At 55.2% G+C, this 25,982-nt stretch carries 24 protein-coding genes; 10 read left to right on the forward strand and 14 right to left on the reverse strand.

The window, feature by feature from the left end; genetic code table 11:
• Nucleotides 1-2: 2 nt before the first annotated feature.
• Complete coding sequence (locus tag ABIE11_RS04460; RefSeq protein ID WP_429184051.1) at nt 3-1,385, reverse strand: carbohydrate porin; 1,383 nt, start codon at nt 1,383-1,385, stop codon at nt 3-5.
• A 416-nt stretch (nt 1,386-1,801) separates the two neighbouring features.
• Here ABIE11_RS04460 and ABIE11_RS04465 point away from each other — a divergent pair, with 416 nt between their 5' ends.
• Nucleotides 1,802-3,499 carry an alpha,alpha-trehalase gene (locus tag ABIE11_RS04465; protein WP_429184052.1) on the forward strand — a complete coding sequence of 566 codons (1,698 nt, stop codon included), beginning with the start codon at nt 1,802-1,804 and terminating at the stop codon, nt 3,497-3,499.
• Between the two features lie 60 nt (nt 3,500-3,559).
• Here the strand turns inward: ABIE11_RS04465 and ABIE11_RS04470 are convergent, their stop codons facing one another.
• Together ABIE11_RS04470 and ABIE11_RS04475 are read right to left on the reverse strand one after the other, a co-directional pair.
• Complete coding sequence (locus tag ABIE11_RS04470; RefSeq protein ID WP_429184053.1) at nt 3,560-5,662, reverse strand: TonB-dependent siderophore receptor; 2,103 nt, start codon at nt 5,660-5,662, stop codon at nt 3,560-3,562.
• Nucleotides 5,663-5,780: 118 nt separating this feature from the next.
• On the reverse strand, nt 5,781-6,035 hold the full coding sequence (locus ABIE11_RS04475) for a GlsB/YeaQ/YmgE family stress response membrane protein (RefSeq protein WP_100779849.1): 255 nt from the start codon (nt 6,033-6,035) through the stop codon (nt 5,781-5,783).
• A gap of 207 nt (nt 6,036-6,242) precedes the next feature.
• Here ABIE11_RS04475 and ycgR point away from each other — a divergent pair, with 207 nt between their 5' ends.
• On the forward strand, nt 6,243-6,974 hold the full coding sequence (gene ycgR, locus ABIE11_RS04480; protein ID WP_100779848.1) for a flagellar brake protein YcgR: 732 nt from the start codon (nt 6,243-6,245) through the stop codon (nt 6,972-6,974).
• 36 nt (nt 6,975-7,010) lie between these two features.
• Here the strand turns inward: ycgR and emtA are convergent, their stop codons facing one another.
• On the reverse strand, nt 7,011-7,622 hold the full coding sequence (gene emtA, locus ABIE11_RS04485) for a membrane-bound lytic murein transglycosylase EmtA (RefSeq protein ID WP_100779847.1): 612 nt from the start codon (nt 7,620-7,622) through the stop codon (nt 7,011-7,013).
• A 111-nt stretch (nt 7,623-7,733) separates the two neighbouring features.
• Here emtA and ldcA point away from each other — a divergent pair, with 111 nt between their 5' ends.
• Both ldcA and ABIE11_RS04495 read left to right on the forward strand, forming a co-directional pair.
• Nucleotides 7,734-8,648, forward strand: a complete 915-nt coding sequence (gene ldcA / locus ABIE11_RS04490) for a muramoyltetrapeptide carboxypeptidase (protein ID WP_429184054.1) — start codon at nt 7,734-7,736, stop codon at nt 8,646-8,648.
• A gap of 97 nt (nt 8,649-8,745) precedes the next feature.
• Nucleotides 8,746-10,482 (forward strand): potassium/proton antiporter, encoded by a 1,737-nt coding sequence (locus ABIE11_RS04495; protein ID WP_100779845.1) that lies wholly within the window; start codon nt 8,746-8,748, stop codon nt 10,480-10,482.
• Between the two features lie 41 nt (nt 10,483-10,523).
• Here ABIE11_RS04495 and dadX read toward each other — a convergent pair whose 3' ends face one another.
• Both dadX and ABIE11_RS04505 read right to left on the reverse strand, forming a co-directional pair.
• Nucleotides 10,524-11,594, reverse strand: coding sequence for a catabolic alanine racemase DadX (gene dadX / locus ABIE11_RS04500; RefSeq protein WP_429184055.1), 1,071 nt, complete (start codon nt 11,592-11,594; stop codon nt 10,524-10,526).
• Nucleotides 11,595-11,606: 12 nt separating this feature from the next.
• The gene (locus ABIE11_RS04505) at nt 11,607-12,905 is read right to left on the reverse strand and encodes a D-amino acid dehydrogenase (protein WP_429184056.1); all 1,299 of its coding nucleotides are present in this window, start codon (nt 12,903-12,905) and stop codon (nt 11,607-11,609) included.
• A 323-nt stretch (nt 12,906-13,228) separates the two neighbouring features.
• On the opposite strand from ABIE11_RS04505, the gene ABIE11_RS04510 reads away from it, so the two are divergent.
• Nucleotides 13,229-14,761, forward strand: a complete 1,533-nt coding sequence (locus ABIE11_RS04510) for a SpoVR family protein (RefSeq protein WP_100779842.1) — start codon at nt 13,229-13,231, stop codon at nt 14,759-14,761.
• Nucleotides 14,762-14,867: 106 nt separating this feature from the next.
• On the opposite strand, the gene fadR is transcribed toward ABIE11_RS04510, so the two are convergent.
• Nucleotides 14,868-15,587, reverse strand: coding sequence for a fatty acid metabolism transcriptional regulator FadR (fadR, locus tag ABIE11_RS04515; protein WP_100779841.1), 720 nt, complete (start codon nt 15,585-15,587; stop codon nt 14,868-14,870).
• A gap of 201 nt (nt 15,588-15,788) precedes the next feature.
• Here fadR and nhaB point away from each other — a divergent pair, with 201 nt between their 5' ends.
• Entirely contained in the window at nt 15,789-17,327 is a 1,539-nt protein-coding gene (gene nhaB, locus ABIE11_RS04520; RefSeq protein WP_429184057.1) for a sodium/proton antiporter NhaB, read from the forward strand.
• A gap of 144 nt (nt 17,328-17,471) precedes the next feature.
• Complete coding sequence (gene dsbB, locus ABIE11_RS04525; RefSeq protein ID WP_100779839.1) at nt 17,472-18,002, forward strand: disulfide bond formation protein DsbB; 531 nt, start codon at nt 17,472-17,474, stop codon at nt 18,000-18,002.
• 43 nt (nt 18,003-18,045) lie between these two features.
• Here the strand turns inward: dsbB and ABIE11_RS04530 are convergent, their stop codons facing one another.
• The 3 genes from ABIE11_RS04530 to ABIE11_RS04540 all read right to left on the reverse strand — a co-directional run bounded on the left by ABIE11_RS04530 (nt 18,046) and on the right by ABIE11_RS04540 (nt 19,565).
• A complete protein-coding gene (locus ABIE11_RS04530; protein WP_100779838.1) occupies nt 18,046-18,489 on the reverse strand; it encodes a YcgN family cysteine cluster protein in 444 nt (147 codons plus the stop codon).
• Between the two features lie 93 nt (nt 18,490-18,582).
• A complete protein-coding gene (locus ABIE11_RS04535; protein ID WP_100779837.1) occupies nt 18,583-19,242 on the reverse strand; it encodes a fumarylacetoacetate hydrolase family protein in 660 nt (219 codons plus the stop codon).
• A 47-nt stretch (nt 19,243-19,289) separates the two neighbouring features.
• Entirely contained in the window at nt 19,290-19,565 is a 276-nt protein-coding gene (locus ABIE11_RS04540; protein ID WP_123427625.1) for a YcgL domain-containing protein, read from the reverse strand.
• Nucleotides 19,566-19,688: 123 nt separating this feature from the next.
• Between ABIE11_RS04540 and minC the strand changes: the two genes are divergently transcribed.
• From minC to minE, 3 genes are read left to right on the forward strand one after another with little or no spacing between them, the layout of a single operon-like run.
• Nucleotides 19,689-20,396: a septum site-determining protein MinC gene (minC, locus tag ABIE11_RS04545; RefSeq protein WP_102103953.1), complete on the forward strand. Its 708-nt coding sequence runs from the start codon at nt 19,689-19,691 to the stop codon at nt 20,394-20,396.
• A gap of 23 nt (nt 20,397-20,419) precedes the next feature.
• On the forward strand, nt 20,420-21,232 hold the full coding sequence (gene minD, locus ABIE11_RS04550) for a septum site-determining protein MinD (RefSeq protein ID WP_100779834.1): 813 nt from the start codon (nt 20,420-20,422) through the stop codon (nt 21,230-21,232).
• A gap of 3 nt (nt 21,233-21,235) precedes the next feature.
• A complete protein-coding gene (gene minE / locus ABIE11_RS04555) occupies nt 21,236-21,505 on the forward strand; it encodes a cell division topological specificity factor MinE (protein ID WP_010432714.1) in 270 nt (89 codons plus the stop codon).
• A 51-nt stretch (nt 21,506-21,556) separates the two neighbouring features.
• Here minE and rnd read toward each other — a convergent pair whose 3' ends face one another.
• The 4 genes from rnd to tsaB all read right to left on the reverse strand — a co-directional run bounded on the left by rnd (nt 21,557) and on the right by tsaB (nt 25,963).
• Nucleotides 21,557-22,684, reverse strand: coding sequence for a ribonuclease D (gene rnd, locus ABIE11_RS04560; protein WP_429184272.1), 1,128 nt, complete (start codon nt 22,682-22,684; stop codon nt 21,557-21,559).
• Between the two features lie 72 nt (nt 22,685-22,756).
• Nucleotides 22,757-24,442, reverse strand: a complete 1,686-nt coding sequence (gene fadD, locus ABIE11_RS04565; protein ID WP_231275805.1) for a long-chain-fatty-acid--CoA ligase FadD — start codon at nt 24,440-24,442, stop codon at nt 22,757-22,759.
• Nucleotides 24,443-24,645: 203 nt separating this feature from the next.
• The gene (locus ABIE11_RS04570; protein ID WP_100779831.1) at nt 24,646-25,230 is read right to left on the reverse strand and encodes a Slp family lipoprotein; all 585 of its coding nucleotides are present in this window, start codon (nt 25,228-25,230) and stop codon (nt 24,646-24,648) included.
• Nucleotides 25,231-25,267: 37 nt separating this feature from the next.
• Entirely contained in the window at nt 25,268-25,963 is a 696-nt protein-coding gene (gene tsaB / locus ABIE11_RS04575; RefSeq protein ID WP_429184058.1) for a tRNA (adenosine(37)-N6)-threonylcarbamoyltransferase complex dimerization subunit type 1 TsaB, read from the reverse strand.
• Between the last annotated feature and the right edge of the window lie 19 nt (nt 25,964-25,982).

Genomic DNA, 25,982 nt, shown 5'->3' on the forward strand with positions numbered 1-25,982 from the left:
CATCAGAAGTAGTATTTGAAGCGAACGCGGCCGCCGTAGCGATCGTCGTTGTTATCAGCGCCCTTATTCGGATGCGCCTCCACCCAAGAGGCGTAGGCCCCGAGATAGATATTAAAGTTCTTCATATTCATCACGTTCGGGATGAGATACGACGCGTGAAGGGTATGAATATCGTAATCGCCTGGATCGGTTATCCAGCAGTCGTTATCGCAGTTATCGTACACATTCGCGGAGTTAAATTTATCCACCTCGTTGTGGGCGTAAATGTAGCCCAGCTCGATGTTGTGCCACAGGGCGTTAGTCCCCGCGGTAAAATCGGTTTCATCCGTGGCATCCATGTAAGCGGTATTGAGGTTCATCACAACGCCGTCTTGCGGATCGGTTTGCTGCCCATTCCAGGTCATCGTGAAACCGTAACCGGTGCGATCGGACTGATCGACCCACTGCCCTGACGCATCGCGATAACCGTAAGCGTTGTTGACGAGGTTACTCTCCATCGCCACCGCCGTTGAGAAGCGTCCGCTCTGCCAGGCGATGACCGGGCGGATATAGGCTACGTTTTTGTCGTTATCGAGATTGATGCCGTGATATTGCTTGTCGACGAACAGCGTGCTGCCGTCTTCCAGCAGCGTGTTGACCTCGAAATACCAGTTATCCAGGGTTTTGCTCATCAGGAAGTTGCCACCGCTGTCGCTACGTCCCCGGCCCTCTTTCATCATATAGATATAGCCGTAGCCGTCGCTGTAGAGATCGTTGGCTGTATTCCCGGAATATTCGATAAAGGTATCCTGATTGAGCGGGAACATATCGTAGGCTTCAAAACGCCCGACTTTGATCTTCCAGTTATTCTCATTGCCGAAGAAGAATACGGCATCATCGAGATTCATTTTGCCGGTGAGATCTGCCAGCGGCTGCACAGAGAATCCGGCAAAATTACCGTCATCCATTCGACGATAACCGTCAAAGCCTAACAGCAGTCGCCCGTTAATATCCCAGCGTTCATTATTTCCCAATGCCCAGTCTTTATTCGCACTGGTTTTTATCGACGTTAATGCACCGCTCCTGCTGGCCGCATCCATGTTAAATTCGACGTCGCCGTAAAATTTAATATCACCGTAGCCAGAAAGCGTCAGTTTCGGTAACGCCGACGCGGTGACCGGCTCGGCTGATTCCACCGTCACGGTCGGCTCTGTTTTGGCGACGATTGTCTGTTGTTGCTGTAATTGCTCAATTTGCGCTTCGGCCTTCTCCGCCCGGCTTTCAGCCTTTTCCAGACGTGCTTCCAGCTGTGCAAGTTTCTCTTCCAGAGTGGGCGCATGTTGCGCAGCATATCCTCCCGCCGAGCAAATTACGCTGACGGCTAACACAATCAACTTTATTCTCATGGATTCCTTCCTGATAAATTACTGCGGCCAATAAACAGCGATATTTCGCCTAATTGTTCCCGACGGTTCCATTACGTTTTTTCATCCGTTAATTATGTTTTTTTAATTTATGTGATCGCTAAGAAGTGTTTCTTCATAAAAACGGCAATAAATAATGCACGCGATCACATTTGTAATTAGTGAGAGCCTTAATCCATTCAGGCTTATTCAATCACATTACCTATTAAGAATTTAAAAACAATAAACAGTAGATATATATTAACGCTTTATTACTGATTATTTCTGTGTGGGTAAAGAGTCTGGTTTTGCGAAAAATGGGATATTCGACACGCGAAAACGGCCATATTCGTCTAAGGTTTTCAGGTGATTGACGGCAGCGGCGACGCTGCTCGCGAGAATAAAAAGGAGAAAAACCGATGACGAGAACTGAAATGCGCCGTCCTGCACGCCTGCCGCTGGCACTGCGTGTGGCACTGGGGGGCGCGATGCTGAGCGTCGCCGCACTGAGCTTCGCTGATGAGTTACCTTCCACACAAAAACAGTCGCCGGATATTCTGCTCGGTCCCCTGTTCAGTGACGTGCAAAGCGCTAAGCTGTTCCCCGATCAAAAAACCTTCGCCGACGCGGTGCCGAAAAGCGATCCCCTGATGATTCTGGCGGATTACCGTATGCAGCATCTGCAACGCGGATTTGACCTGCGCCATTTCGTCGAGATGAATTTTACCCTTCCTGCTGAAGGCGAAAAATACGTTCCGCCTGCCGGACAGAGCCTGCGCGAGCATATTGATGGCCTGTGGCCAGTGCTGACGCGCACCACCGATAAAGCCGATAAGTGGGATTCGCTGCTGCCGCTGCCGAAACCTTATGTAGTACCGGGTGGCCGTTTCCGCGAAGTCTATTACTGGGACAGCTATTTCACCATGCTGGGGCTGGCCGAGAGCGATCACTGGGACAAAATCAGCGATATGGTGGCCAACTTCGGCTATGAGATCGACACCTGGGGCCATATTCCCAACGGCAACCGCAGTTACTATCTGAGCCGTTCACAGCCGCCGTTTTTCTCCCTGATGGTCGAACTACTCGCCACGCACGATAAAGAGGCGCTGAAAACCTATCTGCCGCAGATGGAAAAAGAGTACACCTACTGGATGGAGGGCGTGGAGACGCTGCAGCCGGGTCAGGCCAACAAGCGGGTGGTGAAACTGGACGACGGCTCGATTCTGAACCGCTACTGGGACGATCGCGACACACCGCGTCCGGAGTCATGGCTCGATGACGTGACCACCGCCAAAAACAACCCGAATCGTCCGGCAACGGAAATCTACCGTGACCTGCGCTCCGCGGCCGCCTCCGGCTGGGACTTTAGCTCCCGCTGGATGGACGATCCGCAAAAACTTGGCACTATTCGTACCACCAGCATTGTGCCGGTAGATCTGAACGCCCTGCTGTTCAAAATGGAAAAATTGCTCGCCAAGGCCAGCCAGGAATCGGGTGATACCGAGCGCGCAAACCGCTATGAAACCCTGGCCAACGCGCGGCAAAAAGCGATCGAGAGCCATCTGTGGAACGACAAAGAGGGCTGGTACGCCGATTACGATCTGAAGAGCAAAAAGGTACGTAATCAGCTGACTGCCGCCGCCCTGTTCCCGCTGTACGTTAACGCCGCCTCCAAAGAGCGGGCCGATAAAGTGGCGAATGCCACCGCGTCACGCCTGTTGAAACCGGGTGGCGTGACTACCACCACTATCAACAGCGGCCAGCAGTGGGACGCGCCAAACGGCTGGGCACCCTTGCAGTGGGTGGCGGCCGAAGGGCTGCAAAACTACGGTCATAAGAAAGTGGCGATGGATGTCACCTGGCGCTTCCTGACGAACGTGCAGCATACCTACGACCGCGAGCAGAAGCTGGTGGAGAAATATGATGTGTCGACCACCGGCACCGGCGGAGGCGGCGGTGAGTATCCGTTGCAGGACGGTTTCGGCTGGACCAACGGCGTGACGCTGAAAATGCTTGATTTAGTCTGTCCGAAAGAGAAACCGTGCGACAGCCTGCCGGCGACTCAGCCTGCGGCGAACGATGATGTGGCGCCAGCGCAGAAGAGTGCCGCGCAGTAGGATTGTGCGGCTGGTGCTCTCACCCTCTCACGCAAGAGAGGGTGAGACATCAGAGGAAAATCAGAAGCTGTAGCTCGCCCCCACCTGAACCGTGCGGTCGCGGCCAATCCAGCAGTTTGTCGCGTCGTAGCAGGTAAACGTCTCTTTGTTGGTGATGTTCTGCGCGCTGGCTTTCAGGGTCAGCCCGGCCAGCGACGGCAGAACTTCACCCATCTGATAAGAGGCGGCCAGATCGTACTGCGTCGTGCCACCCAGTTTACCCTGATCGTTGGTCGGCGCGATCTCCATCGGCCCGGTGTAGCGCGCGCCTGCGCCAAGGTTCAGCCCTCTCAGCGGCGTGCTGTCGAAGGTGTAGTCCCCCCACAGGTTAAAGGCGTTTTCCGGCACCTGCGTCGGGCGTTTCCCCTGGTATTTATCATCTTCCGTGTTGATCGCGTGGGTGTAGGCGTAATTGGCGATCAGTGTCAGGTTATCCGTCGGACGACTGACGGCAGACAATTCCGCCCCCTTCGATTCCACTTCACCGGTCTGACGATAGTTCAGGAAGCCCGGATCGGTCGTGACCACATTTTTCTGGCGAATGTTAAACACCGACGCGGTAAAGGTGGTCGCGTACTCTTCCAGCAGGTATTTCACCCCGCCTTCCACCTGTTTGCTGGTGGTTGGCTTGACGTCTTTAGCGGTCAGCGTGCCCTGCGGTGAAACGGGCGCAAAGCCTTCGGAGTAGCTGATAAACGGCGAGATACCGTTTTCAAAGGCGTACAGCGCCCCCAGACGTTTAGTGACGCGATCCTGCGATACCCAGGCTTTATCACCGTTTTGCAGATAGTCGGTGGTGACGGAGCGATAGTCGTCGTAGCGCAGGCTGCCGAGCAGATTCAGCCCGCCGAATTCGATCTGATCCTGCAGGTAGTACCCGTTTTGCTGATAGCTCAGGCGATTTTTCTGCGCGGTGTAGAGACCGAGCGAACCGTCGTTGACCTGCGTGTAGTCCGGGTTACGCATATCGATACCCGGCGTATTTGCCGCATAGCGATAGTGGAAGTGGGAATTGAGCTTCTGGTAGTCGAAGCCTGCCAGCAAATGGTGCTTCCAGTCGCCCAGCTCCAGCGTTTTGGTGACCTGGTTATCCATGTTGAAACTCTGCAGGTCTTCGTCGGTGGTGTAAGCAAAGCGATTCAGCTCGTACACGTTTGCGCCTGGCCCTGTGGAGTAAATGCTGCGCTGGTGCGTATCCACGTCGAAATAGCGCGCTTTCTGACTGAAGCCCCAGCCGCTATCAAACTGGTGTTCAAAGCTGTAGCCCAGCATCCACTGGCGCTGTTTGAAGCCGCTCCATTCGTCACCTGCATAATCGCGGCGATCGGCATATTTGGAACGCAGATACGAAAGCGGAAGCGGGTTAGACGGCGTCAGGCTCGGGCTGTTTTGCGCAAGCGCATCAAGGGTCAGACGCGTTTTGCTGTCTGGCTGCCAGGTCACGGACGGCGCCACCAGGTAGTTTTCCGTGCGCGTGGTGTGCGGCTGATCGTCGCCTTCCGTCGCTTTGCCCAGCAGACGATAGTCCCAGTCGCTGTCGGCAATCTGCCCGGTGGAATCGAGATAGCCCTCTTTCAGATTGCGCGTCCCGGTGTTGAAGCCCACTTCCGTTTGCGCGGTGTTTTGCGGCTTTTTGCCCTGAATATTGACCAGCCCGCCCGGCGAGCCGCCGCCGTACAGCACAGAGGCGGGGCCTTTGAGGATGTCCACACTATCGATCAGCAGCGGATCGATGCGCGCTTTGGTGTTCCCGGTGACATTGTAGGGCAGTTGCAGACCGTTGTAATACTCCTGCTCGACGGTGAATCCGCGGATCTTATATTCACTCATATAGGAGGTATTGCCGCGCACTTCCGTCGACACGCCCGGCGCATAGCGCAGGATTTCGTTGATCGAATTCGCGTGACGCTGTTCGATCTCCGTGGCGGAAATGGTGTTGATGACCTGTGGGGTTTTACTCTCGGCAACGGCTGATTTGGTGGCACTGTTCGTCCACTCAGGTAGCTGACTGCCCTGTTCCGATCCGGTCACGAGAATAGTTGATTCTTCCGCAAACGCGGGAGTCTGCAACGCCAGTGTGACCGCGCCTGCCAACGCACATACTGCAAAACGCGAGGTGTTCATAGTGTCGTCTTATTATTAGATGATATAAAGAACGACAATTATTCTCATTTCGATTAACAAAGCAATATGCGACTAAAAAAAACGGCCCTCAGGGAGAGCCGTTTGCGTTTTTAGCGGTTTATGTGCGTCTGAGCAGTCTGAAAATGGCAAGGACGACGATGGCACCGACCACCGCCACCAGGAAGCTGTGCAGGTTAAATCCGCTGACGCTGCCGCCGACGCCAAACATGGTCGCCAGCCAGCCGCCGACAACCGCACCGATAACCCCCAGCACGCAGGTCAGAATGAAGCCGCCACCATCACGCCCCGGCATAATGAATTTTGCGATCACGCCGGCGATAAGACCAAAAACAATCCAGGCGATAATACCCATAGCGATGCCCTCTTGCAGATGAAATGCATGCGCTGAAAATGTTTCGCGCAAGTGACTTAAGTATAGGTCACTGCGCTAAAACCGTTTTTTCTCACCGACTTAATTCCCTCTCATTTTTGAAAAAAAATCACCGGTTTGTATTAAGTTCTGACGCCCATTGCCGATACTTCAGGGACAGTCCGTCAGACAACCGAGGAGCCATTCGGCGTGAGTAATTACAGTGAGCAGTTCCTGAAGCAAAATCCGCTGGCTGTATTAGGGGTATTACGCGACCTGCACAAGGGCGAAGTGCCGGTGCGCATCAGCTGGGCGTCGAACCAGTTTATCAGTAAGATTCTGGAGGCCACTCCGGAGCGTCTGGTCATCGACCTCGGTAGCCAGGAGTATGAAAACCGGGCGGTACTGCGCGCAAAAAATCTTTCTGTGATGGCGGAAACCAAAGGGGCAAAGGTTGAGTTTGTCCTGCCTCATGTGGAACAAGGTGATTATCTCAATCTGCCCGCTTTTATCACCCCGCTGCCGGAGAGCCTGTGGTTTGTCCAGCGTCGGGAATATTTTCGGATTAACGCCCCGCTGCATCCTTCCTATTTTTGTAAGGCCAGAATGCCGGACAAAAAAGAGATTCGCTTTCGCCTGTTCGACCTGTCGCTCGGCGGGATGGGCGCGCTGATGGACACACCCCGACCGGACGGACTGGTGGAAGGGATGCGTTTTTCACAAATCGAACTGGATATGGGCGGCTGGGGGCGTTTTTATTTCGATGCGCAGCTGATTGCCATCAGCGAACGCAAAGTGGTGGACAGCAAAAATGAGACCATCACCACACCACGACTCAGTTTTCGCTTTCTGAATGTCGGGCCTGGGGCCGAAAGGGAGCTTCAACGTATTATCTTCTCGTTAGAGCGAGAAGCGCGAGAACGCGCGAATAAGGTTCTCTGAAGGCGCCGGACAGCATCTCGCTGCCCGGCCTGGGCATTACATGGCGTCCATCGCTTTCTGAACTTTCCAGATGTAGCGTGGAGCCTGTGGTGCCGGATGGTTGTTCACCACATGCTCAAAGAATTCGTCTTTGTCCATGCCGTTAATCTCATTGATGGCCTTTTTGCGATCCGACGAGAAGGTTCGCAGCAGCGCCCCCGCCCCGTTCACATACGACACCACCAGCGCATACTGCATCACTTCGGGATCTTCGATGCCTTTCAGCACACCGTGTTCCAGAATGCTCAGATACGCGGTACCCATGGAGATATTACGCTCCGGGTTTTTCAGCTCGCTGGTGGACGGCTGCCCGCTCCAGCCCATGTAGCGATAGACTTCACGCCCGGCGGTGGAGGCTTTCAATTGCATTAAGCCCACTGCATTTGATTTGCTGACCAGCGTCGGGTTGCCGCCGGACTCGACTGCAATAATGGCCGTCACCAGTCGCGGACTGACGCCCCACGCTTTCCCGGCCTTTTCGCTGATCGGCATCCACTGCATTGCACGTTTGACAGGGACTTCCGGGTTCCACGGCGGATTTTGATAATCCTGTTTTGAACTACAGCCCGCCAGCAATACAATCAAAAAAGCAAACCATCTCAATTTCACGTCATCTATCCTTATAGCCGATCATCGCGGTTACGCATCCGCCCCTTGAAGCAGACCGCATACAGGCGGCATGATATAGGCATTTAGTTTCTCATTCAGCAAGGATTTGCCATGTCTCAGTTTCATCTTGTTGCCCCGTCCGGCTACTGCATTAATCAGGACGCCGCCCGGCTTGGCGTAACGCGTTTAGAGGCATCCGGCCATCGGGTGGATAATCAGACGATCATCCCCCGCCGTCTGCAGCGTTTTGCCGGGACTGAGCAGCAAAGAGTGGCTGATATCAACGACCTGGTCACCCTCGAAGGCGAAAACCAGATTATTCTGGCGGTGCGCGGCGGGTATGGCGCGAGCCGTTTGCTGGAGACCATCGACTGGGCCGGGCTTGCCCGACGCCAGCAGCAGGACCCGCTGCTGATCTGCGGTCACAGCGATTTCACCGTGATACAGCTTGGTCTGCTGGCCCTGCATAACGTCATCACCTTTAGCGGGCCGATGCTGGCGGGGAACTTCGGCGCACCGGAGTTGAACCGTTTTACCGAGGAACATTTCTGGCGCGCCTTGAAAAATCCAACGTTTAGCGTGGAGTGGCAAGGCAACGGCCCGCAGTGTGAGTGCGAAGGCCAGCTGTGGGGCGGCAATCTGGCGATGCTGGTGTCGCTTATCGGCACGCCGTGGCTGCCGCAAATTGAGAACGGCATTCTGGTGCTGGAGGATATCAACGAGCATCCGTTCCGCGTCGAGCGCATGCTGTTGCAGCTGATGCACGCCGGTATTCTCGGGCGTCAGCGCGCGGTTGTGTTAGGCAGCTTCAGCGGTGCAACGCCGAACGATTACGATGCGGGTTATACGCTGGAAACCATGATCGATTACCTGCGCTCGCGCCTCGACATTCCGGTGATCGACGGGCTGGCGTTTGGCCATGAGCAGCAAACCGTCACCCTGCCGCTGGGCGCTCAGGCGACGCTTTGGCACTCGCAGGCGGGCAGCCGGTTAACCCTGCATGGTCATCCTGTCTTAAAGGCATAAAAAAGCGGTTTAACCACCTCAATAAAACGCTGTTTTTGTCGTTAATATGATAGGGTTTTATTATCAGCAACAACATTGAGGTGGGAGTAAGACAACATTGGATGCCGCAGCGATAATCAGTCTTTTCATTCTGGGTTCCGTATTAGTAACCTGCAGTATTTTATTAAGTTCATTTTCATCGCGTCTCGGCATACCTATCCTTGTTATCTTCCTGGCCATCGGCATGCTCGCGGGCATCGATGGCGTCGGCGGGATTCCATTCGATAATTATCCCTTTGCCTACATGGTGAGTAACCTCGCGCTGGCAGTGATTTTGCTGGACGGCGGGATGCGCACCCAGGCCAGTTCGTTTCGCGTCGCCTTAGGCCCGGCCCTGTCGCTGGCAACCGTCGGCGTGCTGATCACCTCCGGCCTGACCGGTATGATGGCCGCCTGGCTGTTTCACCTGAATATCATGGAAGGATTGCTGATTGGCGCGATTGTCGGCTCGACGGATGCGGCGGCGGTGTTCTCCCTCCTCGGCGGCAAAGGGCTGAACGAGCGTGTTGGCTCGACGCTGGAGATTGAATCCGGCAGCAACGACCCGATGGCGGTGTTCCTGACCATCACCCTGATTGAGATGATCCAGCAGCACGAATCCGGCCTGAGCTGGATGTTTGCCTGGCATATTCTCCAGCAGTTTGGCCTCGGGATTATCATCGGCCTTTCCGGCGGCTATCTGTTGCAGCAGATGATTAACCGCATCTCCCTGCCCGCCGGGCTGTACCCTTTGCTGGCGCTTAGCGGCGGTATTCTGATTTTCGCCCTGACAACGGCGATGGACGGCAGTGGTATTCTCGCCGTTTATCTCTGCGGCTTCCTGCTAGGAAATCGCCCGATTCGCAACCGCCACGCCATTTTGCAGAATTTCGACGGCCTGGCCTGGCTGGCGCAAATCGGCATGTTCCTGGTGCTGGGGCTGCTGGTGACGCCGTCCGATCTGCTGCCGATTGCCATTCCGGCGCTGCTCCTCTCAGCGTGGATGATCTTCTTCGCCCGTCCGCTGTCGGTGTTTGCCGGGCTGTTGCCGTTCCGTGGGTTTAATCTGCGCGAGCGTATTTTTATCAGTTGGGTGGGCCTGCGCGGGGCGGTGCCGATCATTCTGGCGGTCTTCCCGATGATGGCGGGGCTGGATAATTCACGGCTGTTCTTCAATGTCGCGTTCTTCGTGGTACTGGTGTCGCTGCTGTTCCAGGGTACGTCTCTGGGCTGGGCGGCGAAAAAGGCCAAAGTGGTGGTGCCACCGGTTGGCCTGCCCGTTTCGCGCGTGGGGCTGGATATTCATCCGGAAAACCCGTGGGAGCAGTTTGTCTATCAGCTGAGCGCCGATAAATGGTGCGTGGGCGCGTCGCTGCGCGACCTGCATATGCCGACGGAAACACGGATTGCCGCGCTGTTTCGTGATAATGCTCTGCTGCACCCGACGGGCAGCACTCGCCTGCGCGAGGGCGATATTCTGTGCGTCATTGGTCGTGAGACCGATTTGCCTGCCCTCGGGAAGCTGTTCAGCCAGTCACCGCCCGTGGCGCTGGATCAGCGGTTCTTCGGTGATTTTATTCTGGAAGCGAACGCCAAATTTGCCGACGTGGCGCTGATTTATGGCCTCGACGAGGGGCTGGAGTATCGCGATAAACAGCAGACGCTGGGTGAGATTGTGCAGCAGCTGCTGGGTGCCGCGCCGGTCGTGGGCGACCAGGTGGAGTTTGCCGGGATGATCTGGACGGTGGCCGAGAAAGAGGATAACGCGGTACGGAAGGTGGGCGTGCGTCCGATGGAGGACGAGGGTTCAGAATGATGTTTTGCCGGGTGGCAGCAACGCCACCCGGTATTTTAACGTTACACTGTCACTACTGGCACTCTCGGGGCCAGTGCCGTTAACATTTCATAGCCTACCGTTCCCGCTGCCGACGCCACGTCATCGACTTTCACCTCATTCCCCCACAGCTCTACCGGCGAACCAATGCCTGCCTGCGGGCATGGGGTTAAGTCCACCGCCATCATATCCATTGAAATGGTGCCAACGGTACCGGTACGCACGCCATCGACCCACACCGGCGTGCCGGTTGGCGCTAGACGTGGATAGCCGTCAGCATAACCGCCCGCCACAATACCAATACGCTGTTCGCCTGAGGCACGATAGCGGCTGCCGTAGCCCACCGTATCGCCCGCTTTCAGCGTCTGAATGCCGATGATTTCACTGCGCAGGGACATAACCGGTTTCAGCCCGCTGTTGGCGATGTCCTGCCACTGGCCGGACGGTGACGCGCCGTAGAGAATAATGCCCGGACGTACCCAATCGTAATGGGCTTCCGGGTGCCAGAGCGTGGCGGCGGAGTTCGACAGCGAACGGGCGCACTCCAGCCCTTCTGCCGCCTGATTGATACGCACCATCGCCTCGGCAATGCCGTCCGGTTTTTCGGCATCGGCAAAGTGCGCCATCAGCGTCATCTCGCCGACATTTTTCAAGGCGCGCAGCTGCTGCCACATCGTGTGCACGCGATCGGGCTGGAAGCCTAAGCGGTTCATGCCGCTGTTGACCTTGAGATAGATATCCAGCGGCGCATGCAGTTTTGCGTTTTGCAGCGCTTTGATTTGCCAGTTGCTGTGGACGCTGGTGGTGAGTCGATATTTGTCCAAAAGCGGCAGTTCATCTGCGTGGAAGAAGCCTTCGAGCAGCAGAATCGGCCCTTTCCAGCCGCGTTCGCGCAGCAGGATCGCCTCTTCCAGATTCAACAGCGCAAAACCATCGGTGGCGCTCAGCGCGCTCCAGATGGACTCAATTCCGTGGCCGTAGCCGTTGGCTTTCACCACCGACCATACGCGAGAGCCCGGCGCAGCACGGCGGACAATCTGCAGGTTATTTTTTAACGCCTGCAGATCCAGCTGAGCCAGAATAGGACGGGACATGACAGCTCCTTGTTAATTATGCGCGCCATGCAGATGCTGCGGGCGAGATGGCGTAAATCCGGATTGATAGCGCGCGGCGCTTAAATCATCAAACGGAATTGCCGGGGTGCGGCCCGAGATCAAATCGCTCAGCAATTGCCCTGAACCGCAGGCCATGGTCCAGCCCAGCGTGCCGTGGCCGGTGTTAGTCCATAAATTCTTGAACGGCGTACGGCCGACAATCGGCGTGCCGTCCGGCGTCATAGGACGTAATCCGGTCCAGAACGTGGCCTGTTCGACAAAGCCCCCGCGCGGGAACAGATCGCGAACCACCATCTCAAGCGTTTCGCGGCGCGGTTGCAGCAATTCCGTATTAAAGCCGACAATTTCCGCCATTCCGCCGACGCGGATCCGGTTATCAAAGCGGGTGATGGCGATTTTGTAGGTTTCATCAAGAATAGTTGAAACAGGGGCACCGTTGTCCTCTTTCACCGGAATGGTGAGGGAGTAGCCTTTCAGCGGATAGACCGGAATATCGAGCAGACCCTTCAGCATCGCCGTGGAGTAAGAGCCAAACGCCATTACATAGGCATCGGCTTTGATCACTTCGTCGCCGCACTTCACGCCGTAGATTTTTTCGCCTTCTGACAGCAGCTTATCGACCGAGGTGTTATAGCGGAACGTCACGCCTGCCTGTTCACACATCTTCGCCAAACGCTGAGTAAAGAGCTGGCAGTCGCCCGTTTCATCATTTGGCAGGCGCAGCCCGCCCGTCAGTTTGTGTGCCACTTCCGCCAGCGCCGGTTCAACCTGCGCCAGCTGGGTGGCTTCGAGCAGCTGATACGGCACGCCTGCATCTTCCAGCACCGCGATATCGCGAGTGGCGTTTTCATACTGCTGCGCGGTGCGGAACAGCTGCAATGTGCCGCCCTGCCGCCCTTCGTATTCGATGCCGGTGGTGTTGCGCAGTTCTTTCAGGCAGTCGCGGCTGTACTCTGCCAGGCGCACCATGCGGCCTTTGTTTTCCATGTAGTGGCGAGTGTCGCAGTTGCGCAGCATCTGCCACATCCACTTGAGCTGGAATTGCGTGCCGTCGAGGCTAATCGCCAGCGGCGCGTGACGCTGGAACATCCATTTGATGGCCTTCAGCGGTACGCCCGGTGCCGCCCACGGCGCCGCATAGCCTGGGGAGATCTGCCCGGCGTTGGCCGCGCTGGTCTCCAGTGCCGATCCCGGTTCGCGATCGATGACCGTCACCTCGTGTCCCGCCTGACTTAAATACCAGGCGCTGGTGACGCCGACAACCCCACTTCCCAGTATGACAACACGCATAGCCACTCCGTTATGTGCAAAAGAACAATCTTCTAATTACAGATTGATAACCTAGTTGAAAATATTATTCAACATACGACTTTTTTATGGTGACTTAACTCACATCTTCCCCAGCCAGCGGGGATGGCGCTTATTTAGGATCTTTTACTGCGCGCTCTTTTTAACCAGCAGAAAATTCTGCGAGACAGCCGTTTTCTCCGGGATCAAAAATCGGAAATCGCAAAGAAAAAATTTCTGCGTCAGCACGCTTTTCAACGCGTTGTTCTATGCTTGAAAAGAGGTTCTCCAGACTAGAGAGAGCTATCAACAACGAGGGCGCGCTAATGGCTACACTTGACTCAATGAACAAGGACAGCACTCGTCTCAGCGATGGACCCGACTGGACCTTCGAGCTGCTGGATGTCTATCTGGCCGAAATCGACCGGGTGGCGAAGCTGTATCGACTGGACACCTACCCGCACCAGATCGAAGTCATTACCTCCGAACAGATGATGGACGCCTACTCGAGCGTCGGGATGCCGATCAACTATCCGCACTGGTCGTTCGGTAAAAAATTCATTGAAACCGAGCGACTCTACAAGCACGGCCAGCAAGGGCTGGCGTATGAGATCGTCATTAACTCCAATCCCTGCATCGCCTATCTGATGGAAGAGAACACCATTACCATGCAGGCGCTGGTGATGGCGCACGCCTGTTACGGGCACAACTCGTTCTTCAAAAATAACTACCTGTTCCGCAGCTGGACCGATGCCAGTTCGATTGTCGATTACCTGATTTTCGCCCGTAAATACATCACCGAATGCGAAGAGCGCTACGGAGTGGACGAGGTGGAAAAACTGCTCGATTCCTGTCACGCGCTGATGAATTACGGCGTGGATCGCTACAAACGCCCGCAAAAAATCTCCCTCCAGGAGGAGAAAGCGCGGCAGAAAAGTCGCGAAGAGTATCTGCAAAGCCAGGTGAATATGCTGTGGCGTACCCTGCCGAAACGCGAAGAGGAGAAAACGATCGCCGAAGCGCGGCGTTATCCGTCTGAGCCGCAGGAGAACTTACTCTACTTTATGGAAAAAAATGCGCCGCTGCTGGAGCCGTGGCAGCGTGAAATCTTACGCATCGTGCGTAAGGTGAGTCAGTATTTTTATCCGCAAAAACAGACGCAGGTGATGAACGAAGGCTGGGCGACGTTCTGGCATTACACCATCCTGAACCACCTGTATGACGAAGGCAAAGTGACCGAGCGGTTTATGCTCGAGTTCCTGCACAGCCACACTAACGTGGTCTTCCAGCCGCCGTATAACAGCCCGTGGTACAGCGGGATTAACCCCTATGCCCTCGGCTTTGCGATGTTCCAGGATATTAAACGCATCTGTCAGTCACCGACGGAAGAGGATAAATACTGGTTCCCGGACATTGCCGGTTCCGACTGGCTGGAGACGCTGCATTTCGCGATGCGCGACTTTAAAGACGAGAGCTTTATCAGCCAGTTCATGTCACCGAAAATCATGCGTGATTTCCGCTTCTTTACCGTTCTGGATGACGATCGTAATAATTATCTGGAGATATCGGCGATTCACAACGAGGAAGGGTACCGTGAGATTCGCTCGCGCCTCTCCTCTCAATACAACCTGAGCAATCTGGAACCCAATATCCAGGTGTGGAACGTGGATTTACGCGGCGATCGCTCTCTGACGCTGCGCTATATTCCGCACAACCGTGCGCCGCTTGATAAAGGCCGCAAAGAGGTGCTCAAGCATGTGCATCGCCTGTGGGGCTTTGACGTGTTGATGGAGCAGCAAAACGAGGACGGGAGCGTGGAACTGCTGGAGCGCTGTCCGGCGCGGGGAAACACGCTGTAATCGCGTTGCCGGGTGGCAACGCATCTTCCCCGGCTTTCGTATGACTCAGCTTCAGACCCGTGCAGACGGGCAAAAAAAAAGCCTCTCAGTCGAGAGGCTTTTTCTGTTAATGACCGTGAATCGCTAAATCGCCCGGCAGATTTTTCTGCATCCGGTGCCAGATCTCGCCGCTGTCATGGCCGTAACGACGCACCGTTTCATAGACCTGATCGTGCTGGCCTTCGGTGCAAAGCTGGCTTAACTTGTGGTAGAAACCGAGCGCCAGACTGCGCGCTTCCGGATTGGCGAAATAGTGGCGACCAATACGGGTATACAGCCCTTTCATGCCGTTAAGGATCAATCCATAAATCGGATTTCCCGACGCAAACGCCAGGCCACGGAAGATGTTGTAATCGAGGGTCGCAAACGCATCCGCGTGATCGTCAACCGCCGTCGCCGTCGCCAGCACTTCCAGCGCCTTTTCAGGATGCTGACGGAAGGCGGTACGGATAAAGATGGTAGAAATGTTGGTGCGCACCGACAGCAAATTATCGATCAGCTGTGGAACGCTCTCGTGATCGAGACGGGCGAGCGTTTCAAGAATGTTCAGACCCGACGTTTCCCAGAAGTTATTCACTTTGGTCGGTTTGCCGTGCTGAATCGTCAACCAGCCATCACGCGCCAGACGCTGAAGAACTTCGCGTAAAGTGGTACGTGTTACGCCAATCAGTTCAGACAATTCACGTTCAGCGGGAAGAATCGTTCCAGGAGCGAAACGGTTATTCCAGATGCTTTCAATGATGTACTCTTCAGCGAAACCCGCCGGGCTTTGCGCCTTTATGACCATAGTGAGATTTCCATTACACAGCTTTAACTAATTCACTCATCATACCAGAGGCTGACAGTGGCAGATAGCGCAGCGACGCGGGAAAAAAGGGATCACCGTTTCATTTTTATCAAATACAGCATCCTGGTCGACAGCCGTTATTCATGCAAATTGTGCGTATAATAATGTTTTGCTTAACTTTGGCGAGGAAGGAACTCTCTGGTGGAAATGTCTTACGGACGCGCCCTGTGGCGCAATTTTTTAGGTCAGTCACCCGACTGGTACAAGCTGACGCTGCTCATTTTTCTGATCGCTAACCCTGTGGTGTTTATCTTCTCGCCGTTTGTGGCCGGCTGGCTGCTGGTGGCCGAGTTTATCTTTGCCCTGGCGATGGCGCTGAAATGCTATCCCCTGCTTCCCGGCGGGCTGCTGGCGATTGAAGCGGTGTTTATCGGCATGACCAGCGCAGAGCGCGTGAAAGACGAGCTGGCCACTAACCTGGAAGTGCTCCTGCTGCTGATGTTTATGGTGGCCGGGATCTACTTTATGAAGCAACTGCTGCTGTTTATCTTCACGCGGCTGCTGCTGAGTATTAGTTCCAAAACGGTGCTTTCCCTCTCCTTCTGTCTGGCTGCCGCGTTTCTCTCCGCATTCCTCGATGCGCTGACGGTCGTTGCGGTGGTGATAAGCGTCGCCGTCGGTTTTTACGGCATTTATCATCGCGTGGCCTCAACGAAAACCGAGAGCGATTTGCAGGATGACAGCCAGATTGACGTGCCGAAGCGCGACGTTCTGGAACAGTTTCGTGCGTTCCTGCGCAGCCTGATGATGCACGCCGGCGTCGGCACGGCGCTCGGTGGCGTGATGACGATGGTCGGCGAGCCGCAAAACCTCATTATTGCGAAAGCCGCGGGCTGGAACTTTACCGAATTCTTCCTGCGCGTGGCGCCGGTGAGCGTCCCGGTCTTTGTCTGCGGGCTGCTGACCTGTGTGTTGCTCGAGAAAACCAAAAGCTTCGGCTATGGCACCCAGTTGCCTGGCCCGGTTCGCGATGTGCTGCACGAATTTGATCTGAAAAGCCGCAGCCAGCGCACCCGTCAGGAAAAACTGGCGCTGATCGCCCAGGGTATCATCGGCGTGTGGCTTATCGTCGCGCTGGCATTCCACCTGGCGGAAGTGGGGCTTATTGGCCTGTCGGTGATTATTCTGGCGACGTCATTTACCGGTGTGACCGACGAACATGCGATCGGCAAGGCATTTACCGAAGCGCTGCCGTTTACTGCCCTGCTGGCGGTGTTTTTTGCCATTGTGGCGGTGATTATCGATCAGCAACTGTTCTCGCCGATTATCGACTTTGTCCTGCAGGCGTCACCCGACTCGCAGCTGTCGCTCTTTTATCTGTTTAATGGCCTGCTCTCTTCTATTTCCGATAACGTGTTTGTCGGATCGGTGTATATCAATGAGGCCAAAGCGGCGCTTGAACACGGGGCCATTAATATTAACCAGTTTGAGCTGCTGGCCGTGGCGATTAATACCGGCACCAATTTGCCGTCAGTGGCGACGCCAAACGGACAGGCGGCGTTTCTGTTCCTGCTGACCTCGGCGCTGGCTCCCCTGATTCGTTTGTCCTACGGTCGGATGGTGTGGATGGCGCTGCCTTACACGCTGGTATTAACCGTTGTCGGCTTGCTGTGCGTCAAATTTACCCTCATTCCTTATACGCAATGGTTGTTGCAAATAGGTATACTGGCCGCGCATTAAGTCCCTGAATTCGGGTGGTTCGCTGCCCGGTTTGACTTTCTGCATTATAAACATCCAATTACGTTTTATTTTGTCAGGAGCATCTGGCGCTAAAATTGTTTTGGTTTACACTGCGCTTTCTAAGCCTGTTCCAGGGAAATGATTATGTTGCGATTTTTGAACCAATGCTCTCGCGGTCGCGGAGCGTGGTTATTGATGGCCCTGACCGCCTTTGCGCTGGAAATGGTAGCGCTCTGGTTCCAGCATGTGATGTTGCTGAAACCCTGTGTGCTGTGTATTTACGAACGTTGTGCGCTGTTCGGCATTATGGGTGCAGGGCTGGTGGGTGCGATTGCGCCAAAATCCCCGCTGCGTTATGCCGGGATTGCCCTCTGGTTGTACAGTGCCTGGAAAGGCATTGAGCTGGCGTGGCAGCACACCATGATGCAGCTGCATCCCTCCCCGTTCCAGACCTGTGATTTTGCCGCCCGCTTCCCAGGCTGGCTGCCGCTGGACAAGTGGCTGCCGCAGGTGTTTGTGGCCTCCGGTGATTGCTCTGTTCGTCAGTGGGAATTCCTGACGCTGGAGATGCCGCAGTGGCTGGTCGGTATTTTCGTCGCCTACTTCGTGGTGGCGCTGCTGGTACTGATTGCCCAGCCGTTCAAACCGAAAAAACGCGATTTGTTCGGTCGATAAGCACAAACAGCACCCAACAAAAAACCCGCCTCGGCGGGTTTTTTTATGCGTGTTTGGGATGGTTGAGAATATGGTCTTCCCAGTCCTGCACTTCGGATTCTTTCACCGCGATATGTCGCACCGAAATGCGCTCGCCGTGCATCGCCGCTTTTGAGCCGGTCAGCAGCGGATGCCAGTCCGGCAGCCCTTTCCCTTCCGCCAGCAGGCGATAGGCGCAGGTGTGAGGCAGCCATTCAAACGTCGGGAGATTGTCGCGGGTCAGCTTGATGCAATCCGGCTCGTACTCGAAACGGCGCTCGTAGTTGCGGCACTGACAGGTTTTGATGTTCAGCTGCTTGCAGGCGACGTTGGTGAAGTAGATTTCGTCCGTGTCTTCGTCCATCAGCTTGTGCAGGCAGCACTGCCCGCAGCCGTCGCACAGCGATTCCCACTCCACGTCGGTCATTTCGTCGAGAGTCTTGCTTTGCCAGAAAGGGGTTTCGCTCATAAGGATGTCCACACGTCAAAAGAAAGCGCACCTTATAACCAGTCTGGCACGTGGATGCAAGTTTTGCCGCCGATTAACAGCGGCAACGGCATTTTACAGCACGCGCGTCTTAACGGATTGTCCGTTAAAACCGATTTCCAGTTCGTCACCGCTCAGCAGTGGCCCAACGCCTTCTGGCGTACCGGTGAGGATCACATCGCCCGGCTTGAGGGTGAAGTAGCGGCTCATGTAGGCGATAAGCGGCAGGATCTTGTGGATCATGTCAGACGTATTCCCCTGCTGGCGAATTTCGCCGTTCACTTTCAGGCTCAACGGGGTATTTTGCGGATCGGCGTGGAATTCGGCTGCCGGAATAAAACCTGAGATCGGGCAGGAATTATCAAAGCCTTTGGCTTTTTCCCACGGCTGGCCGGCTTTTTTCATTTTGCCCTGCACATCACGCAGGGTCAGATCCAGCGCAACTCCGTAGCCTGCGATGGCTTTCTGCACGTGATCCTCGGATGCCTGACGCAGCGTGCCGCCAATCAGCACCGCCAGTTCGACTTCATGGTGTACCGAACCCAGCCCCTGCGGTAACGCCAGCGGCTGGCGAATATCGCAAATAGCGGTTTCCGGCTTGATAAACAACACAGGCTCTTCTGGCACGGCACTGCCCATTTCCTGAATGTGCTTCGCATAATTGCTGCCTACGCAGACCACTTTGCTTACAGGGTAATCCAGTAATGCGCCTTGCCAGTTGTGATGTTGATACATGCTCGTCCCCTACACGGTTGATATGTCACCCACGGAGTTGGCCGGGGTTATTTTTTTCCGTCACCTGCGAGATGCTGTTTTAATAAATTCTCAGGAGGTGGCGGAAGCTGTAAATAATAGCCTTGTTCTTTCAGGGCGGTTTTCACTTTATCCAGATCGGCATTCACCAGTTTTTTACGACCGTCCAGCGGCAATAGCATCGCCAGCTGCGGCGCGCCGAAGCCTTTCATTAATTCTTCCGGTACGCGGGAAAAATCGTCTTTTTTCTCGACATAAAGATAGGTCTGGTCGCGTTTAGTACTTCTGTAGATCACACAAAACATGTTTTTACTCTGAATTATCGGTGGTTGCTTGCCTCAATATACCAGTGACTATAACATGCCTGATACTCTTCGGAATATCGCAACGAATGTGATGCGATTAACAGCAAATTGAGTAAGGCCAGGATGTCAAACACGCCCATCGAGCTTAAAGGCAGTAGCTTCACCTTATCAGTGGTTCATTTGCATGATGCAAAACCCGAGGTTATTCGTCAGGCGTTAGAAGACAAAATCGCGCAGGCACCCGCTTTTCTGAAACACGCCCCAGTGGTGGTGAATGTCAGCGGTCTCGACGCGCCTGTGAACTGGCAGCATCTTCAGCAGGCGGTCGCCTCGACCGGGCTGCGTATTGTTGGCATTAGCGGCTGCAAAGATGCCCGTCTCAAAGATGAAATCGAGCGTGCCGGTCTGCCCCTTCTGACTGAAGGCAAAGAAAAAACCGTCCGTTCTCCGGCGAAAGCCGCCCCGACGCCTCCACCGCCCGCGCAAACTGTTACTCCTATCACAAAAACGCGAATGATTGATGTGCCGGTTCGTTCCGGTCAGCGCATTTATGCACCAAACTGTGATCTGATTGTGACAAGCCACGTCAGCGCTGGCGCTGAGCTGATTGCCGATGGCAATATTCACGTCTACGGTATGATGAGAGGACGCGCGCTGGCCGGTGCCAGTGGCGATCGGGAAGCACAAATATTTTGTACCCATCTGACGGCGGAACTGGTTTCCATCGCAGGTGAATATTGGCTGAGTGACAAGATCCCAGCCGAATTTTATGGCAAAGCGGCACGCCTGCGACTCGCAGAGAACGCTTTGACTGTTCAACCGTTGAATTGATCCCTTTTTAACAAGGAATTTCTATGGCACGCATTATTGTTGTGACTTCGGGTAAAGGAGGCGTTGGCAAGACCACCTCCAGCGCGGCCATCGCTACTGGTTTGGCCCAGAAGGGAAAGAAGACAGTTGTTATCGATTTCGATATCGGCCTGCGTAACCTCGACCTGATCATGGGCTGTGAGCGTCGCGTTGTGTATGACTTTGTTAACGTCATTCAGGGCGATGCCACCCTTAACCAGGCGCTGATTAAAGATAAGCGCACGGAAAACCTCTTTATTCTTCCTGCTTCTCAGACGCGCGACAAAGATGCGCTGACCCGCGAAGGCGTGGAGAAGGTGCTCGACGAACTGAAAAAGATGGAGTTCGACTTTGTGGTCTGCGACTCCCCTGCCGGTATCGAAACGGGCGCGCTGATGGCGCTGTATTTTGCTGACGAAGCCATTATCACCACCAACCCGGAAGTCTCCTCTGTACGTGACTCTGACCGTATTCTGGGCATTCTGGCGTCTAAATCTCGTCGCGCGGAAAATGGTCAGGACCCGATTAAAGAGCACCTGCTGCTGACCCGTTACAATCCGGGTCGCGTTAATAAGGGTGACATGCTGAGCATGGAAGACGTGCTGGAGATCCTGCGCATCAAACTGGTTGGCGTCATTCCGGAAGATCAATCCGTGCTGCGCGCCTCTAACCAGGGCGAGCCGGTGATCCTCGATACGATGGCAGACGCGGGTAAAGCCTACGCTGATACCGTTGACCGTCTGCTGGGAGAAGAACGTCCTTTCCGCTTCATTGAAGAAGAGAAGAAAGGTTTCCTCAAACGCCTGTTCGGAGGATAAGTTATGGCATTACTGGACTTTTTTCTCTCGCGGAAAAAAAGCACCGCCAACATCGCGAAAGAGCGACTGCAAATTATCGTTGCGGAACGTCGCCGCAGCGATGCTGAACCACACTATTTGCCGCAACTGCGCAAAGACATCCTGGAAGTGATTTGTAAGTATGTGCAGATCGACCCGGAGATGGTCACCGTGCAGCTGGAGCAGAAGGATGGGGATATTTCGATTCTGGAGCTGAACGTGACGCTGCCAGAAGCGGAAGAGTCACGTCCATAGCATTATGAACGTATCAATGCCGGGTAGCGCTTCGCTTACCCGGCAATTTTATTACTGCGGATAGTCTGCCAGCAGGGTTTTCAGACGTTCGCCCATCAACTCCCCGCGCCAGCCCGCAATCAGTTCCGGCAGGCCATTCTGTGGTTTTAACTTCCAGTGCCAGTTCAGCAGCTGATTGATCTGACGGCGTGACGCCAGCAGCTCTGGGCTTATCTTGTTTTCCGTTCCCACTTCCAGCACCAGCGCTTTGATCTCTTTGAACGCTTTGCGATAGCCTGGCATATCCATCAGGTTCAACAGTGGCTCCGGCAGTTCATCGTCCGGCAACTGCTGGGCTTTGGCGACCAGTGCCAGCAACGTTTTTCCGTGGAAGCGAATTTCACTGCCCGATAATCCGATACTGTCCAGTTCGCCCATGCTGCCCGGCATATAGCGCGCAACCGCCCACAGATGCTCTTCGCGTACGACAAAATTGACCGCCAGATCGCGCTCGCGCGCTTTGCGCAGACGCCAGTCGGCCAGCAGCTGCAGGCAGGCAAGCTGACGGGTACGCAGCTGCCAGGCGTTGGTGATATCGCGCCAGGCGTCTTTCGGGTCGACCACTTCCTGACGACGCTGCTGTGTCATACGGCATTCGTTGAGCGCTGCATCCAGCCAGCCGGCGTCTTCAGCCTCTTTCATCAGCTGGCCGCAAATCGGCAGCAGGTAAAAGACATCGGCAGCGGCGTAGTCCAGTTGACGTTCAGTCAGTGGACGCGCCAGCCAGTCGGTACGTGATTCGCTCTTATCCAGCGCAATGCCGGTATAATCTTCCACCATCGCGGCAAAGCCCCAGGAGAGCGGACGGCCGGAGAAAGCGGCGAGAATTTGCGTATCAATCAGGGGTTCCGGCATCACGCCAAAGGTATTGAGGAATACCTCCAGATCTTCACTACCCGCATGCAGATATTTGGTCACGGCGGTATCGAGCAGAAGTTCACGCATCGGCGCCCAGTCCGTGATACCCAGCGGGTCAATCAGCGAGACTTTTTTGCCATCGTACATCTGGATCAAACCCAACTGGGGATAGTAGGTTCGCGTGCGAACAAACTCGGTATCCAGAGCAAGGGCGGGAAAGTCGCGGGTGACGTTGCACAGCGTTGCCAGCTCGTCGTTGGTAGTGATCATCTGGTAATTCAAAACGGTTTCTCTCTGGTTTGCGCCCATAAAAAACGCCGGCTAACCGGCGTGTGGTGGCGACTCACTCGAAGCTTAGGCTTTATTGTCCACTTTGGAACGCGCTTCGTCACGTAATTCTCGTCGTAATATCTTACCGACGTTCGATTTTGGCAGCTCCGTGCGGAACTCCACCAGCTTCGGCACTTTGTAACCGGTAAGCTGACGACGACAGAACGCGATCAGTTCATCTTCGTTCAGCGAGGGGTCTTTTTTGACCACGAATATCTTCACCGCTTCACCGCTGCTGCCGGACGGCACACCGACGGCAGCCACTTCCTGCACCCCATCGTGCTGCATTACCACGTCTTCGATCTCGTTAGGATAAACGTTAAAACCGGAGACCAGAATCATGTCTTTTTTGCGATCGACAATGCGAAGGAAACCTTCGTCGTCCATCACCGCGATGTCGCCCGTGTAGAGCCAGCCGTCTTTGATGATTTCATCCGTCGCATCCGGGCGCTGCCAGTAGCCGAGCATGACCTGCGGGCCTTTGACGCACAGTTCGCCCGGCTCACCGTGAGGCACTTCGTTGCCTTCGTCGTCGACCAGTTTGGCCTCCGTTGACGGCACCGGCAGACCAATGCTACCGCTGTGATAATCGATATCATGCGGGTTAACGCTGACCAGCGGCGCGCACTCTGTGAGGCCGTAACCCTCGAGCAGATACTGCCCGGTGAGTTTCACCCAACGGTCGGCCACCGCCTGCTGAACCGGCATGCCACCGCCCGCAGAGAGGTGCAGCGTGGAGAAGTCGAGCTGCTGGAACTCTTTGTTGTTGAGCAGTGCATTAAACAGCGTGTTCACCCCGGTCATGGCGGTGAACGGATATTTCGCCAGCTCTTTCACCAGCCCCGGAATATCACGCGGGTTGGTAATCAGTAAATTCTGTCCGCCCAGCTCGATAAACAGCAGGCAGTTCATGGTCAGAGCAAAAATGTGATACAGCGGCAGCGCCGTGACCACCAGCTCTTTGCCGCGGTGCAGCAGCGGGCCGTAGGTCGCATTCACCTGCTCAAGGTTCGCCAGCATGTTGCGGTGGGTCAGCATCGCCCCTTTCGCAACGCCGGTGGTACCCCCGGTGTACTGCAAGAAGGCCAGATCGTCTGAGACCACTTCCGGCTTCACATACTGCATGCGATAGCCGCTCTGTAGCGCGCGGCGGAAAGAGATGGCATCCGGCAGATGGTATTTCGGCACCAGACGCTTCACATATTTGACGACAAAGTTAACCAGCGTCCCTTTGGCGGTCGACAGCTGATCGCCCATGCGGGTCAGGATCACGTGGCGGACCTGAGTTTTATCGACCACTTTTTCCAGCGTATGGGCAAAGTTGGAGACAATCACAATCGCCGCCGCGCCGCTGTCATTCAACTGGTGCTCCAGCTCGCGCGGAGTATAGAGCGGGTTGACGTTAACCACGATCATCCCCGCCCGCAAAATACCGAACAGTGCCACCGGATACTGGAGCAGGTTTGGCATCATCAGCGCGACGCGGTCCCCTTTCTTCAGGCCCAGGCCTTCCTGCAAATAGGCGGCAAAGGCCCGGCTGCGCTCTTCCAGTTTGCGGAAGGTCATCACTTCGCCCATGTTTACAAACGCAGGCTGATCCGCGTAGCGCGCGACCGAGTGCTCAAATAATTCAACCAGGGATTGATAACGGTCAGGATTGATCTCCGCAGGAACATCTGCGGGATAACGGTTAAGCCAAACCTTTTTCAATGCATCACCTCTGAAATGAGTGTTCGTCGTCATCACAACCCCGATAATAAACAGTTCGTTAACATTATATTAACTCAGCGTACCAGTTTATTAATTGTTCGAATTTAAGGTTGCGAAGCGCGTCACTCTTTTTTTTGTGTTATATCCGTAAAAAACAGAGACAGCGGCTGAGCCGCTGTCTCTTATCTAATAATAACAGTAAGTTATTCTGTAACGATGGTCTGAACCTGAGCCGGGCCTGGATTGTACCAGCCCCATCCACCGTAGCCGCCGTAACGGTACGGGTGAGGTCCCCACATCCACGGGTCGATAGGCTGCGGTGGCAGCATGACCTGCTGGGTCAGGTGCCAGCGTTTGTAGCCGGTGGCCTGCAGGGTCATAAATTTATACGGCGTGTTACCGATTTTCCCCTGTACCGTGCCGGTGATTGGCCCAACGACCGTCACCAGCTGGCCACGGAAATCGACCGGATCGAGGAAACCGTTCACGTCTGCATAAATTCGCCCACGCGAAGGTTCGCCCAGTACTGGCCGCGCGCCGCTGTCCAGCGGCACCGTCGCAATTTCCAGACGGGTTTTGCCCTGCTGGTTCTGGATGTCCACCACTTTGCCGCCGAAGCGTGCCTCCTGGCCAACGTAAAGCTCAGGCGCATTCATCACCCGCACCAGATCCTGCTGCGGTGTCGGACTGCTTCCTTTGATCGCGTCAGGAACGGTGACACATCCACTTAATGCCACAGCGATAGCGCCCGCTATGAAGAGGCGTACAACCTTTGTTTGAACCGCCATGATGCGACTCCCTTTTCTCAGTGCTTATTACTGAGATTCACGCCCTGCCCGGAAGTTTCTTCCAGGCCACTTCATTTCGCAAATAAACCGGCTCAGCGTGTTCAACGGCCACGGTTTTTCCCGCGCTCAGCAGCTGACAGGCGATCGGCAGCATATCTTCAGCATGGGGGAGTAACACCTGACCATCGACCAGCGTCAGACCGCTGTCATTTGCCATATCCGGCCAGGCTGGCCAGCCTGTACCCACAGTAGCCCACTCGCCGGAAAGTTGTTTCAACCGTTCAGCAACGGCGTCCGGTTTGAGCACCGACTCGGTCTCTTCACCGTGCCAGACGCCCTGCTCATCGCGCGTATACTCGCCCCAGTAGACTTCGCCCATGCGCGCATCAATCGCGGCCAACACACGCGTCGCGCCAGTGCTGCGCCATGCGCCCTGCGCCATGGTGGCGAGTGTGGAAATGCCAATCATTGGCAGATCGGCGCCCAGCGCCAGGCCCTGTGCGATACCAATACCGATACGCACGCCGGTGAAGCTGCCCGGCCCACGGCCAAAGGCCAGCGCATCGAGTTCAGTTAAAGTGGAGTTGCCCTGGTGAAGGATCTCTTTCACCAGCGGCAGAATACGTTGGGTATGTTCCCGGGGGCACTCTTCAAAATGGGCAAAGAGGGTACCGTTATCCCACAGGGCAACGGAGCAGGCCTCTGTAGCGGTATCAATAGCCAGAATTCGCATGGGTCTCGCGCTCTCGCAA

The sequence above is a fragment of the Lelliottia sp. 489 genome, assembly GCF_050435885.1.
Classification (GTDB): domain Bacteria; phylum Pseudomonadota; class Gammaproteobacteria; order Enterobacterales; family Enterobacteriaceae; genus Enterobacter; species Enterobacter nimipressuralis.